The organism is Caballeronia terrestris (assembly GCF_001544515.1).
Taxonomy (GTDB): Bacteria; Pseudomonadota; Gammaproteobacteria; order Burkholderiales; family Burkholderiaceae; genus Caballeronia; species Caballeronia terrestris.
This window is the reverse complement of sequence record NZ_FCOL02000039.1, coordinates 19,120-32,929: the sequence shown is the minus strand read 5'-3', so window position 1 is coordinate 32,929 and position 13,810 is coordinate 19,120. Positions and strand designations below refer to the sequence as shown.

The window sequence follows — 13,810 nt, the reverse complement described above, 5'->3', positions numbered from 1 at the left end:
AACGCAAAACAAGGAAAAACCGCATGCTCAACGAATTCACGAAGACGGTCCTCGTGATCGTCGCCGGACTCTTTCCGATCATCAATCCGCCGGCCACCGCGCTGATCGTCCTGAGCATGGTCCCGCACGCGACCGAAGCCGAGCGCAGCGAAATCGCGCGCCGCATCTCGATCAACAGTTTCGCGATCCTGCTCGCGTCGCTCTCGGTGGGCGCTTATGTCCTGTCGTTCTTCGGGATTTCGATTCCGGTGCTGCGCGTCGCGGGCGGCATCGTCATCGCGATGGCGGGCTGGAACCTGCTCCAGGCGCCCGACGAACAGGACGCCGAGCCGACGCCCACGCCGAACCGCAGCGCATCGATACGCGCGAAGTCGTTCTATCCGCTGACGCTGCCGATCACCGTCGGGCCGGGCGCCATCGCCGTGGCGATCGCCCTCGGGACCGGCTCGCCGCGCGAGGGGCTGCTGCCCGTGCATCTGATCGGCGTAGGCGTCGCGCTCGTCATCCTGTGCGCGAGCATCTTTGTGTGCGTGCGCTTTTCGGGACACCTCGAACGGCTGCTCGGCACCGTCGGCACGCAGGTCGCGATGCGGCTCTTCGCCTTCGTGATCTTCTGCATCGGCGTGCAGATTCTTTGGCTCGGACTGTCCGAATTGCTCGATTCGTTGCACTTCAAAAGCTGACGGGGGAAGCGCTTTCCTAGCCGCTTCCCCCGTTTTTCCGGTGAACGAGTCTCTTACATCGCCTTGCGGAACGGCGCGCCCGAGTGCTCGCGCAACTCGTTGAACACGATCTTCGGCCACGCCTTCTGCGCGACCTCGATTTCCGAGATATGCGACGCAAGGTAGGTCGGCGCATTCGATGCATCCAGCGCGATGCGCGCCGAATACGCATCAGTGAAGCGGCGCAGCTCGGCGGCGTCGTCGCAGGTCACCCAGCGGGACATCCGATAACGCGCCGGCATGATCCGCACGTCGACCTTGTATTCAGCCGCGAGCCGATGCGACACGACTTCGAACTGCAACTGCCCGACCGCGCCGAGAATGATCGAGCCGCCGAGCACCGGGCGAAACACCTGGATCGCGCCTTCGTCGCCGAACTGGTTGAGCGCCTCGCCGAGTTGCTTCGCGCGCATCGGATCGACGACTTCCACCGTCTGGAAGATTTCCGGCGCGAAGAACGGCAGGCCGGTGAACTGGAGTTCCTCGCCTTCGGTGAGCGTATCGCCCAGGCGCAGCGTGCCGTGATTGGGGATGCCGATGATGTCGCCCGGATACGCCTCGCTCACCGTCTCGCGCCGCTGCGACAGGAACGTCACCACGTTATTCGCGCGAAAAGTCTTGCCCGAGCGCGTCACTTTCAGCGCCATGCCGCGCTCGAAGCGGCCCGAACACACGCGGATGAACGCGACGCGGTCACGGTGCGCCAGATCCATGTTCGCCTGCACCTTGAACACGACGCCCGTGAACTTCGGCTCTTCCGGCAGCACCGGACGCTGGACGGTCATGCGCATCGACGGCGGCGGCGCGAGGTCGACGAGCGCGTCGAGAATCTCCTTCACGCCGAAATTGTTGATTGCCGAGCCGAACAGCACCGGCGACTGCTGGCCCTGGAGAAATGCCGCGCGATCGAGCGCGTGCGTGGCGCCCGTAATCAGGTCGATTTCTTCCTTCGCCCGCGCCCAGGCCGGGCCGAAGCGGCGTTCGCCCTCTTCGTCGCCGAGCGCCTGCAGGGTTTCGACTTCCCCGCCGGCCTTGTCCTGGCCCGGACGGAACAGACGCACCTGATCGCGCTGGATGTCGTAGACGCCCTGGAAGTCTTTGCCCATGCCGATCGGCCAGGTGAACGGGACGGCGGCGACGCCCAGATGCTGCTCGATTTCGTCGAGCAGTTCGAGCGGCTGGCGCACTTCGCGGTCGAGCTTGTTGATGAACGTGAGAATCGGCGTGCGGCGCGCTCGGCAGACTTCGAGCAGCTTGAGCGTCTGCGCTTCGACGCCGTTCGCGCCGTCGATCACCATCACGGCGGCATCGACGGCCGTCAGTACGCGATAGGTGTCTTCCGAAAAGTCCTCGTGGCCCGGGGTGTCGAGCAGGTTGATGACGGCCCCGCCGTATTCGAACTGCATCACCGAGCTCGCGACCGAAATGCCGCGCTGCTTTTCGATGTCCATCCAGTCGGAGGTCGCGTAACGATTGCTCTTGCGGCCCTTCACGGTGCCGGCGATCTGGATCGCGCCCGAAAACAGCAGCAGTTTTTCGGTGAGCGTCGTCTTGCCCGCGTCGGGGTGGGAAATGACCGCGAACGTGCGGCGCCGTTTGAGTTCGGAGACTGGCATGGTGTCGATGAAAACGTGGGTTCGTCCGCCCGGCGCGCTCGCGCGAGGCAGGCTCGCTGCCCGGTGCGGAGCAAACACGCGAAGGCCGCCGCGCGACGCGCGGAAAAGGCGGAAAAAATGCGGGATGGACGCGATGATACACGTCATCACCGCTCCACCGACGCGGCGCCCGCTCAGCGCGACATGCGCAAGGGGCTATCATGAGCGCAATTTCAAGATGCGCGGCGCCCGGGTTCGATCCGTGCGGCGCATGGCGCAGACACAAATCGGGCACTTGCGGCGGCAGCGCGGCCCACGGCTGGAGAACTCATGCCCTCACCTCAGGAAAGCGTCAGCATGGCGCTGTTTTGCGACTTCGAAAACGTGGCGCTCGGCGTGCGCGACGCGAAGTACGACAAATTCGACATCAAGCCAGTGCTGGAGCGGCTGCTGCTGAAGGGCAGCATCGTTGTGAAGAAAGCCTATTGCGACTGGGATCGCTACAAGACCTTCAAGGCGTCGATGCACGAGGCGAGTTTCGAGCTGATCGAGATTCCGCACGTGCGTCAATCGGGGAAGAATTCGGCGGATATCCGGCTCGTCGTCGATGCGCTCGATCTTTGTTACACGAAGTCGCACGTCGATACGTTCGTCATCATCAGCGGGGATTCGGATTTCTCGCCGCTCGTCTCGAAGCTGCGCGAGAACGCGAAGAAGGTGATCGGCGTGGGCGTGAAGAATTCGACGTCCGATCTGCTCGTCGCCAATTGCGACGAATTCATCTTCTACGACGACCTCGTGCGCGAGCAGCAGCGCGCGATCGCCAAACGCGAGGCGAGCGCGGCGCGCGAAGCCAGCGATGCGAACGCGCGCGCCAAGCGCACCGGCGACGAAAACCGCCAGCAGAAGCACGAGATCGAAGCACGCAAGGCGCAGGCGATCGCGATCGCCGTCGAGACGTATGACGCGCTCGCGTCGGAGCGCGGCGAGAGCGGGAAGATCTGGGCGTCGGTGCTCAAGAGCGCGATCAAGCGGCGCAAGCCGGATTTCAGCGAATCGTATTTTGGCTTCCGTGCATTCGGGAATCTGCTCGACGAGGCGCAGGCGCGCGGGCTGCTCGAAGTGGGGCGGGATGAGAAGTCGGGCGCTTTCGTCTATCGCGGGGGCGGAACGGAGCCGGCGCGCCAGGCGGCTGCGGATGTCGAGGATGCCGCGGCGGCGAGGGCGGAGCAGGGCGGGAATCGGCGGAAAGGGCGCGGCGGGCGGGCGGACGTGCCCCGGGCGGAGGACGAGGGCGGTGCGCAGGAGCAGCGCGGTAATCGGCGAAACGGGCGCGATGGGAACACGGAAGCACCGAGGGCCGCGACGTTCGAAGACGAGGGCGGCGCGCAGCCGCAAGCAGAACAGCGCGGTAATCGGCGCAAGGGGCGGGATGGGCGGCAGCAGGCGAAGGTCGTTCCAGAGCCGGTCGCGGCTGAGAGTGATACGCCCCAGCCAGTAGATGAAACCGACACGATGCAGGCTTGGACCGATCTGCCCGAACCGGAGACGGAGGAGCCTTGGGTCTTCGCGGCGGAAGAAGAGCCTCGGGTTGCGCGTGCGGAGCCTTGGGTTTTCGAGGAGCAAGAGGAAGAGCCTCAGGTAGCGCAGGCCGACGAGCGTTGGGTGTTTGCTGCGCAGGAGGGCGAGGAACGGGAGGTGTCGCCGGGAGAAGCGGGACCCGCCGAGGAGCCGAAGAAGGCGAAGAAACCAGCGGCGGCGCGTCGTGGACGCAAGACGGCGGCGAAAAAGGCCGCCGCGCGCTCGGACGAGACGTCGCACGCACCGGACGCGGCGGCACAGCCGGCCGCATCCGCTTCGGCGGCAGCCGAAGTGCCGCAGTCCAGCGACGCCGACGCCGCCCCTGCGCAAGCCGCCAAGCCCGCGCGCAAATCGGCGTCGCGTGCGCGTCGGCCGCGGAAAACGACGGCATCGGGCACCGAGCACTGATCGGCGACGTTGCCGCCCCCGCGCCGAATGGCGCCCTCGACGGCCAAGGGCGGAGTCCTGAGGTTCACTGGTGGCTCGGCGTAATCCCGGGCGGAAAAGGGCTTCTGCATGAACTTCGTCGCGCCGGGGGCTGATTTGCCTCGGCGCTGGGCCTTCCGGCATCGCGCGACGCCGCATCCAGCGCGACGGACGCGGGTCCCGGCGAGGCAGACCCTCCGAGCATCGCGTGCGGCCACAACCCGCGCAACGCGACGCGGTATCAGACGACCAAGCCACGAAGAAGCAGACCATCGATCCGCCGCACATCCAATCGCCCAACCCGGTACTTTCCAGAGCCGCTTTCCCGTCTGCGACGGCTATCATATTAGCCCGCAGCCCCGCCCGTATCGAACCGACATGAACTCCACCGCCGACACTTATTCCCCCCGCGCGATCCGCCCGCTGACACCGCTCGAAGGGCGCGTCGTCGGGGTGCTGGTCGAGAAGCAGCTCACCGTCCCCGATACCTATCCGCTCTCGCTGAACTCGCTGACGTCCGGCTGCAACCAGAAGACGGCGCGTTCGCCCGTGATGAACGTGACCGAGAGCGACGTGGTCGCCGCCATCGACAGTCTCAAGCGTGTGAGCCTCGTGCTGGAAGGCAGCAGCAGCCGCGTGCCGCGCTTCGAGCACAACATGGGCCGCGTGCTCGGCGTGCCGAGCCAGGCGGTCGCGCTGCTCACGGCGCTGCTGCTGCGCGGCCCGCAGACGGCCGCCGAACTGCGCACCGCTACGACGCGCCTGCACGGTTTCGCCGATGTCTCGTCGGTCGAGAGCTTTCTCGACGAACTCGCCGAGCGCGAGCCGCCGTACGTGATCAAGCTACCGCGCGTGCCGGGCGAGCGCGAGAGCCGCTGGATGCATCTGCTGTGCGGCGAGGTGAACATCGAGGAACTGCGCGAACGCGCCGCCGCTTCGGCTTCATCCTCTTCCGACGATGCCGCCGCTTCGTTCGCAGAAATCGATGCACTGCGCAGCGAGCAGAAGCAGCTTTCCGCGAAAATGGACCGCTTGCAGGCGATGGTCGAGCGGATGGCGAAGGAACTCGGCATCGAGCCGGACGCGGCCTGAGCGCCGCGATCATCAATAAGAACTATCAGGAGCGCCCATGCCCGGTGCAGGTCTCTTTTTCACCGCTGCGGGCGTCGGGCTCGCAGTCGCCGCGCCCGTCGGACCGATGGGCATGCTGTGCATCCGCCGCACGCTCGCCGAAGGGCCGCGCGCGGGGCTTGCGATCGGCTTCGGCATCGCGTGCGGCGATGCGATCTACGGGCTCGTCGCCGCGCTCGGGATGGTCAGCGTCTCGCAATTCATGCTCGCCTACGACAAGCCGCTGCATCTCGTCGCGGGGCTCTTTCTGCTTTATCTGGGCATCCGCACGTTCCTGCAAAAACCCGCCGACGATGCCGCCGCCGTGAACGGCGCGTCCGCCGGCACGGCGCGCGCGTTCGCCAGCTCGCTGTTGCTCACGCTCACCAATCCGCAGACGATCATCATGTTCGCCGCCCTGTTCGCGACACTTGCGCCGCGCGGGCCGTTCTCGTCCGGCATCGCGCTGACGACGGTGCTCGGCGTGTTCTGCGGCTCGATCGCGTGGTGGTGCGTGCTGGTCGCGATGGTGTCGGGCGCGCGCCATGCGCTCGGCGCGCGCGTGCGGCGTCTGATCGACCGGGTCGCGGGGTTCGCGCTCGCGGCGTTCGGCGTGGCGGAGATCCGTCGCTCGGTCTGAGGGCGCGATTAGCGCGATCAGCGCGATCAGCGTGACGCCACGCGCAGGAGCGTCGGGTTACCGTCGGTGGCGACGCGCCACTTCGGGAATGTGCCGGAACCGTCCACGCGCCACGGCTGGCCCAGGCCATCGACATACGTCGGGCGGGCGTTGCGCGCCGCACCCGAAGGCCGGGGCGCGGCGCCGGGGGCATCGCGTTCGAAGGAGCGGCTACCTTGCTCGTTGAACACCGTCGCGAGCGGGCGTTCGGCCTGGCCCGAGCGGCTTAGCGTTGCGAGCAGGGGACCCGACGGCGCGCGCAACACGGCATCGGCGGGCTTGCGGCCGGCGAGGATCGCGCCGAGCAGCGCCGACGGGCCGCTTTCCGCGCTCGCTTCGCCGGGACGCCGGGCAGGCGCCGACGACGGCGAATCAAGCGCGAGCGGCTCGCTCTGCCCTTCGGCCTGGACGACGAGGATCACATGCCAGTCGTCCGGCGTGTTGTTGTAGCGCGGCGCGAGCGACACGAGCCGCAGCCGGGCGATCTCGACGCCCGCATCGCGCAGCAGCAAATACTTCGCGACCGCGAAATCCTTGCACACGCCGCTTTCCGCAAAAAAGCGCGCTGGCGCGTAGTACGTGCCGTCGGTGCCGTCGCGGTAGCGCATCTCGTTGATCAGCGAATTTGCGAGCAGCGCCGCGGCGGCGTCGCCGGCTTTTGCGCGCTGATCACGGACTTGCGCGACGAGCAGATTCCAGCCAGCGGGGCGCCGCGTCAGATGCGTGCGCAGCGCATCGCGCAGGCGCTGCACGCGGCCGATGGCATCGGATGACGGCTGGAGTTTTTCATCGGCGAGGGGCAGGAGAAACATCATGTCGCCGACTTGCGCAAGTTCCGGGCGGATCTTGCGGTTCGCTTCCCACCAGGTGGCGGCATTCAGGCGGCGGATGCCGACTTCCAGCGGACTTGCAGACGATTCGCTGTGCGCCGCCGTCGCGTTTGCCGTAAGGGGCGCGGCCAGGGGCAGGAGCAGGAGCAAACAGCGGAACAGTCGAGCAAGCGGCATGTGAACTCCCGGCGATATGGCTGCCGGTGCGATTCAGACATAAGGCCGGCTTGCGACAGACAGTGCACAGGCCGTGCCAATTTAGTGACGATCCGTAAGCGATTGATTTTGCTCAGTATTCAGGTTCGCTGGAAAATCGGTGCAGACCGAATGTGGCGTGCCTGTGCCAACACTCACCGCCGACTGTTGGCGGCGCGCCGACACGCGCTGACGGGTTTTTACCCCGATCGCGCCATCCCACCCGGCGCGCTACACTGCCTCGAGCACAACGCAATCCCCACGCAAGACGAGCCAAAGCCCGACCGCACCCACCGCCCGATGGCGTGCAACTTGCTTTTGATTGCTTTCAGACGATTTTGGCGCCAGACCGAAATCCAGAAAGCTGGAGGAGACAATGCATAACGATGCCGGCCATCACGTCGCCGCGCTGGGTGAGTCCGCGTGGCTTGCGCCTTTGATCTGCACATCGCATCAGCGCTCGGAGGCCTTCGGGCTGACGACGTCCGGCGCGCCCGACTACGATATCCTGCCCATCGCCGAGCTGAGCCTGAAGCTCGAGCAGAACCGCGTGCTCTGCGTGCACGCGCTGCCCGTGATGGCGACGTTGCAGGAGCAGATCGTCAACACGCAAAGCATGATCGTGCTGACAGATGCGCAAGGGCTCGTCCTGCATTCCACAGGCGACGACGAATTCTTGCGCCGCGCCGAGAAAGTCGCGCTGCGGCCGGGCGCCAACTGGGCCGAGGACCGGCAGGGCACGAACGCGATCGGCACGGCAATCGCCGAACGGAGCCCGATGGTCGTGCACGGCGAGCAGCATTACCTCGCCGCGAACCGCTTCCTGACCTGCTCCAGCGTGCCGATCCTCGATCCGTACGGCGAGCTGATCGGCGTGCTCGACGTGACCGGCGATCACCGCAGCTATCACCAGCACACGATGGCGCTCGCGAAAATGTCGGTGCAAATGATCGAAAACCATCTGTTCGCGAGCACGTTCGGGGAAACGCTGCGCATCGGTTTTCACGGACGCGCCGAGTTTCTCGGCACGCTGATGGAAGGCATGGTCGCGTTCACGTGCGACGGGCGGTTCCTGTCGGCGAATCGCAGCGCGCAGTTCCAGCTCGGCCTGCCGCTCGCGGCGCTGCGCGCGCACACGATGTCGTCGCTGTTTGGCACGACTGTGTCGCAACTGATCGACCGCATGCGCAGCAGCCACGGCCGGCCCATCTCGTTGTGCCTCCCCGACGGGATCGTCGTCAGCGCGAACGTCGAGTATCGGCGCGAAACGGTGGCCTCGGGCGCCACGGTGCGCGCGCCGCAAGCCGCGCCGCGTCCGGCTGCATCGGCGCCTGCGAGCAGTGTGAAAGGTGGCGGCCTCGCCCGGCTCGATACCGGCGACGCGCGCGTCGCGGCGGTGATCGCGAAGGTCCGCAAGGTGATCGACCGCGACATCCCGATCCTGATTTCCGGCGAAACCGGCACCGGCAAGGAGTTGCTCGCGCAGGCGATCCACCACGATTCGCCGCGTGCGTCGGGGTCGTTCGTCGCGGTGAATTGCGCGTCGATTCCGGAGACGCTGATCGAATCCGAGCTTTTCGGCTACGAGGAAGGCGCCTTTACGGGCGCGCGGCGCAAGGGCGCGACCGGCAAGCTCTTACAGGCAAACGGCGGCACGCTCTTTCTCGATGAAATCGGCGACATGCCGTATCCGCTGCAAGTGCGCCTGCTGCGCGTGTTGCAGGAACGGCTCGTGAATCCGCTCGGGTCGGCGAAATCAATACCGGTCGATATCGCGATCATCTGCGCGACGCATTGCGACTTGCGCGAAATGATCGCCGCGAACCGGTTCCGCGAGGACCTGTATTACAGGCTGAACGGACTCGTCGTGAAGCTGCCGCCGCTGCGCGAACGCTCCGATTTGCACGCCGTGGTCGAGCGGATGCTGCAAACGGAGTCGTGCGGCGCGCCTTTGTCGATTGCGCCCGACGTGATGCGTCTTTTCGAGCAATGCCGCTGGCCGGGCAATTTCCGGCAGCTCGGCAACCTGCTGCGCACGGCAGCCGCAATGGTCGATGCGGACGGCGAAATTCGCATCGAACACCTGCCCGACGATTTTCTCGACGACATCGACCGGGGACGGGTCGCCGCGTCTGCGGAAACTTGCGCGACGACGCCCGTCGCCGCCGATTCGGACCTTCACGCGTTCACCGCCGCCGCGATCACGGCGGCGCTGGCGAAGCACCACGGCAACGTGTCGGCGGCGGCGCGCACGCTGGGAATCTCGCGCAATACGATTTATCGCAGGGTCTCGGCCGGGCGGCCGGCGGGCGATGGGGACGCCTGACGCGGGTGTTGCACTGCTGTTGCAGAATGGAACACCGCTGTTGCGGGGTGGGACAGTGAGCTTTTGCGTCTGGCAGGCGAAGTACGACAATACGGCCCCCACATGACATGCATTCTTCGCCGCCGCGTGCTCGCCGCGTCTGCCATCGCGGCGCTCGGGATCGGTATCGTGCCGCGCGCCCGAGCGTTTGCCGACCGCAAGTTCGACGTCGCCCTCGTCATGAAGTCGCTCGACGATCCGTTCGTGGTCGCGATGCTCGATGGCGCGAAGAACTACCAGCGCCACTACGCGTCGCAACTCGACCTCACGGCGAGCGGTACCGCGACGGAAGGCGGCACGGCGCAGCAAATTCGTATCGTCGATGAGTTGATTGGCGCGAAGACGAACGCGATCGTCATCGCGCCGACGGACTCGACCGCGATCGTCCCGGTCGTCGCGAAGGCGATCGCGGCGGGGATCATCGTGATCGCGATCGACAATCCTTTCGACGATGCCGCGCAAGACGCGGCGAACGTATCCATTCCGTTTGTCGGGCCCGATAGCCGCCGGGGCGCGCGGCTCGTGGCGCAGTATCTGGCGCAGCGGCTGACGCGTGGGGACGAGGTCGGGGTCATCGAAGGCGCTGCCGCCGATCGCAATTCGAGGGACCGTACGGTGGGGTTCCGGGAGGCGCTGGAGGCGGCGGGGGTGCGGATCGTCGCGGTCGAGTCGGGCGACTGGAGCGTCGGCAGCGGCCGGGTGCACGGGCTGGCGATGCTGAACGCGCATCCGGAGATCCGCGCGCTGCTGTGCGCGAACGACAATATCGCGATCGGGGCGGCGGCGGTCGTGCGGGCGATGGGGAAGAAGGGAAGGGTCTATGTGACGGGGTACAACAATATCGATCAGGTTCGCCCGTTGCTCGCGGATGGATCGGTGCTCGCGACCGTCGAGCAGTTTGCGGCGAAGCAGGCGGTTTTCGGGATCGACGTCGCGTTGAAAGCGTTAGCGGAAGGGAGGAAACAGCGGGATTTGTCGCCTTACATCGCGACGCCGCTGGAGTTGGTGACGGGGCGATGAACTGAGGCGAAAGTGCGCACCGGAATTCGTGCAGCAACCCGTTGCACAATCGATCCAGCTCACCGCAACAACGGCAAATCTTGCCGACTTAACCCACCAACCGGCTCCCCCGCCTCATACGACCGCGTGACATCGAGCAAAATCGCGCCGAAGCCGCCGGGCGCCCTGAAGTCGGTGCGTGAACTCGTCACCACGCGCGGCCCGACGCTCCACGCGACGCTTGCGCCGCTCGCGATCAGCGCGGCGACGAGCGCCGAGTCCTCGCCGCTGTGCATCGCGGCGAACCCCCCCGCGCGCAAATACGCTTCCGACGACACGCCGAAGTTCGCGCCGTGCACGTGGCGATGGCCATCTTCGCGGGAATAGCTGAGCGCGAAGTGCTCGCGAAGCTGCTCGCTGACCTGCGGATGATGGCAACCCCAATCCTCGACGCTCACCACGCCGCATACAGCATCCGACGCGCATTCGAGCTGCTTGGCGAGCCAGTCGGGCGCGACGAGGCTGTCGGCGTCGGTGAAGGCGAGCCAGCGCGCGCCGAGCGCGAGCGCGAAGCGTGCCCCTTCGGCGCGGGCAAAACCGACATTGCGCGTCGCCACTTCCAGAGTATCCGCGCCTGCCGCGCGTGAGAGGGCGCTGGTGTCGTCGGTGCAGGCGTCGGACACGACGATCACGCGCGAGGCCTCGCCCAGCAGCGCGTGATGAGTCGCCGCCGCTCGAGCAGCCGCAAGACACGCGCCGATGCAGGCGGCCTCGTTATGCGCGGGGATGACAATGGCGAGCACGCTCAGGCCTTTGAAACAGTCGAGCGTAGTGCGGGGCGGCAAGGATCAGTCATATGCGTCTCGGCGAGAGTAGTTCACCTCGACCGCAATCTGCAGACCCGAACGCCCGATCATCCGTAAATGGTTACTGGCAGGGCGCGCTTGTGTCGCGTCGAATCGTAGAAGCGAAAGATCGTCGCGTAGACCTCGTCGCTGACCGGCTTGCCTTCGAGAAAATCGTCGATGTCTTCGTACGCGATGCCGTAACTGTCCTCGTCGGGCTTTTGCGGCGTGAGCGTTTCGAGATCGGCGGTCGGCACCTTGCGCCAAATCGCTTCGTCGGCGCCCATGTGCGCGGCGAGCGCCCGCACGCGCCGCTTGTTCAGCCCGTAGAGCGGCAGGAGATCCGCGCCGCCATCGCCGAACTTCGTGAAAAAGCCCATCACCGATTCCGCCGCGTGATCCGTACCGATCACCAACCCGCGCCGCGCCGACGCCGCCGCGTATTGCGCGATCATCCGCTGGCGCGCCTTGATGTTGCCGAGCACGAAGTCCTGGCTGGCGTCGTCGATGAAAGACAAGCCACCTTCCAGCAGCGAAGCAAGCATGCCGTCCGACGTCGGCTTCACGTCGACCACGAGCGTCTCGTCCGGCCGGATGAACGCGAGTGCGCGCTGCGCGTCGCTTTCGTCGCGCTGCTCGCTGTAGGGCAGGCGCATCGCGACGAAGCGCGCATCGTAGCCGCCCGTGCGCAGCCGCTCGACGGCGAGTTGCGCGAGCCGCCCCGCCGCGCTCGAATCGACACCGCCGCTGATGCCGAGCACATAAGCGCGCAGGTTCTGCGACGCGAGGTAATCGGCGAGAAAACGCACGCGGCGCTCGCGTTCGGTCTCGGCGTCGAAGTCAGTCGAGACGCGCAACGCTTCGATGATCGCGCACTGTCGGGCAAGGTTCTCGGAGGAGGGAGTCATGAGGCACGGCCTTCACATGTCGCGATGCGTCATGGTAATCCGCGAGGCAGGCAAACGCACATCGCGGACCCCCGAGCGATAACCACAGCGAATCGCCCCATCAAGTAAATTCAATAGACGGATATCGCTGAATTGAAGAGACTTTGCCTCCACGGAGCGGGATTTTCGGTCCCTTCCCTACGACGTTTGACCAGATCGAAGATCAACAAGCGCCCCGAGGCGCAAGGAGGAGACGATGTTCCGACGACCGAAGGTCAGCCGTTCGATACTCGCGATCATGTGCGCGATGTCGTTCATCATGTACCTGGATCGCGTAAACCTGTCGGCGGCGGCCGGCGTGATCCGCGACGACCTGCATCTCACCAATACCGACGTCGGCCTCGTGTTCGCGGCATTCGCCTACACCTACGCGATCTGCCAGGTGATCGGCGGCTGGGTCAGCGACCGCTTCGGCGCGAAGGTGACGCTGATGGTCTGCGCATCGATCTGGATCGTCGCGACGGTCGCGACCGGTTTCGCGGGCGGCGTCGTGTCGCTCTTCTGCGCGCGCATGCTGCTCGGCGTAGGCGAGGGCGCGGCGCTGCCCGCACAGGCCCGAGCGCTCACGAATTGGTTCCCCGCGAGCAAGCGCGGCTTCGTGCAGGGCCTCACGCATTCGTTCTCGCGGCTCGGCAACGCGGTCACGCCGCCGCTGATCGCGCTGATCGTCGCGTTCGCTTCGTGGCGCGCGTCGTTCATTCTCGTCGGCGTGCTGACGGCGGTGTGGGTCGTCGTCTACGCGTGGTACTTCGCCGACAATCCGCGCAAGCATCGCCACATGACCGCCGATGAGGAAGCGGAATTGCCGCCCGCGGGCAAGGTCGTGATCGAAAAGACGCGCGAGCCGACACCGTGGAAGCGGCTCCTCAAGCGCATCGGGCCGACGATGATCGTCTACTTCTGCTACGGCTGGACCGGCTGGTTGTTCTTCACCTGGCTGCCGACCTTCTTCATGCACGGACGCGGCCTCGACCTCAAGAGCTCGGCGCTGTTTTCAGCGGGCGTGTTTCTCTCGGGCGTGGTCGGCAACACGGCGGGCGGCGTGCTGAGCGACCGCATCCTCAGGCGCACGGGCAGCGTGGTGAAGGCGCGGCGCAACATGATCATCGTCGCGTTCCTCGGCGCGCTCGTGTTCCTCGCGCCCGTGTTGTTCGTGAAGTCGCTGCCGATCATGGCGGCGTCGATGAGCCTGTCGTTCTTCTTCCTAGAGATGACGATCGGCCCGATCTGGGCCGTGCCGATGGACGTCACGCCGAAGCACGTCGGCATCGCAAGCGGGCTCGTCAATGCGGGATCGGCCATCGCGGGCATCTTCTCGCCGATCGTGTTCGGCTTCGTCGTCGATCACACGGGAAGCTGGACGCTGCCGTTCGCCGGCTCGCTCGGTCTGCTCGCGATCGGCATCGGGATGACGTTCTTCATGCGGCCGGATATTCCGCTCGATCCGGGTATCGGGTCGACGGAGGTCGCGCGCGAGCCGGACCTCGAACTCGCGGAACGGCTCGGTCATTGACGT

At 66.1% G+C, this 13,810-nt stretch carries 11 protein-coding genes; 7 read left to right on the top strand and 4 right to left on the bottom strand.

The window, feature by feature from the left end; genetic code table 11:
- The first annotated feature begins 23 nt into the window (after nucleotides 1-23).
- On the top strand, nucleotides 24-683 hold the full coding sequence (locus tag AWB67_RS24855) for a MarC family protein (RefSeq protein ID WP_087658877.1): 660 nt from the start codon (nucleotides 24-26) through the stop codon (nucleotides 681-683).
- A 53-nt stretch (nucleotides 684-736) separates the two neighbouring features.
- On the opposite strand, the gene AWB67_RS24850 is transcribed toward AWB67_RS24855, so the two are convergent.
- Nucleotides 737-2,338 carry a peptide chain release factor 3 gene (locus AWB67_RS24850; protein WP_087658894.1) on the bottom strand — a complete coding sequence of 534 codons (1,602 nt, stop codon included), beginning with the start codon at nucleotides 2,336-2,338 and terminating at the stop codon, nucleotides 737-739.
- A 309-nt stretch (nucleotides 2,339-2,647) separates the two neighbouring features.
- On the opposite strand from AWB67_RS24850, the gene AWB67_RS24845 reads away from it, so the two are divergent.
- The 3 genes from AWB67_RS24845 (at nucleotide 2,648) to AWB67_RS24835 (ending at nucleotide 6,074) form a co-directional block, all read left to right on the top strand.
- Nucleotides 2,648-4,306 carry an NYN domain-containing protein gene (locus AWB67_RS24845; RefSeq protein WP_087658876.1) on the top strand — a complete coding sequence of 553 codons (1,659 nt, stop codon included), beginning with the start codon at nucleotides 2,648-2,650 and terminating at the stop codon, nucleotides 4,304-4,306.
- A 396-nt stretch (nucleotides 4,307-4,702) separates the two neighbouring features.
- Nucleotides 4,703-5,416 carry a YceH family protein gene (locus AWB67_RS24840; RefSeq protein ID WP_087658875.1) on the top strand — a complete coding sequence of 238 codons (714 nt, stop codon included), beginning with the start codon at nucleotides 4,703-4,705 and terminating at the stop codon, nucleotides 5,414-5,416.
- Nucleotides 5,417-5,453: 37 nt separating this feature from the next.
- Nucleotides 5,454-6,074, top strand: a complete 621-nt coding sequence (locus AWB67_RS24835) for a LysE family translocator (RefSeq protein WP_087658874.1) — start codon at nucleotides 5,454-5,456, stop codon at nucleotides 6,072-6,074.
- 26 nt (nucleotides 6,075-6,100) lie between these two features.
- On the opposite strand, the gene AWB67_RS24830 is transcribed toward AWB67_RS24835, so the two are convergent.
- Nucleotides 6,101-7,120 (bottom strand): transglutaminase-like domain-containing protein, encoded by a 1,020-nt coding sequence (locus AWB67_RS24830; RefSeq protein ID WP_087658873.1) that lies wholly within the window; start codon nucleotides 7,118-7,120, stop codon nucleotides 6,101-6,103.
- A gap of 394 nt (nucleotides 7,121-7,514) precedes the next feature.
- Between AWB67_RS24830 and AWB67_RS24825 the strand changes: the two genes are divergently transcribed.
- A complete protein-coding gene (locus tag AWB67_RS24825; protein WP_087658872.1) occupies nucleotides 7,515-9,464 on the top strand; it encodes a sigma-54-dependent Fis family transcriptional regulator in 1,950 nt (649 codons plus the stop codon).
- A 102-nt stretch (nucleotides 9,465-9,566) separates the two neighbouring features.
- On the top strand, nucleotides 9,567-10,523 hold the full coding sequence (locus AWB67_RS24820) for a substrate-binding domain-containing protein (protein ID WP_087658871.1): 957 nt from the start codon (nucleotides 9,567-9,569) through the stop codon (nucleotides 10,521-10,523).
- A 59-nt stretch (nucleotides 10,524-10,582) separates the two neighbouring features.
- On the opposite strand, the gene AWB67_RS24815 is transcribed toward AWB67_RS24820, so the two are convergent.
- Both AWB67_RS24815 and nadE read right to left on the bottom strand, forming a co-directional pair.
- On the bottom strand, nucleotides 10,583-11,305 hold the full coding sequence (locus AWB67_RS24815; protein WP_087658893.1) for a glycosyltransferase family 2 protein: 723 nt from the start codon (nucleotides 11,303-11,305) through the stop codon (nucleotides 10,583-10,585).
- A 110-nt stretch (nucleotides 11,306-11,415) separates the two neighbouring features.
- Nucleotides 11,416-12,255: an NAD(+) synthase gene (gene nadE, locus AWB67_RS24810; protein ID WP_087658870.1), complete on the bottom strand. Its 840-nt coding sequence runs from the start codon at nucleotides 12,253-12,255 to the stop codon at nucleotides 11,416-11,418.
- A 235-nt stretch (nucleotides 12,256-12,490) separates the two neighbouring features.
- Here nadE and AWB67_RS24805 point away from each other — a divergent pair, with 235 nt between their 5' ends.
- Nucleotides 12,491-13,807: an MFS transporter gene (locus tag AWB67_RS24805; protein WP_143328420.1), complete on the top strand. Its 1,317-nt coding sequence runs from the start codon at nucleotides 12,491-12,493 to the stop codon at nucleotides 13,805-13,807.
- The last annotated feature ends 3 nt before the right edge of the window (nucleotides 13,808-13,810 follow it).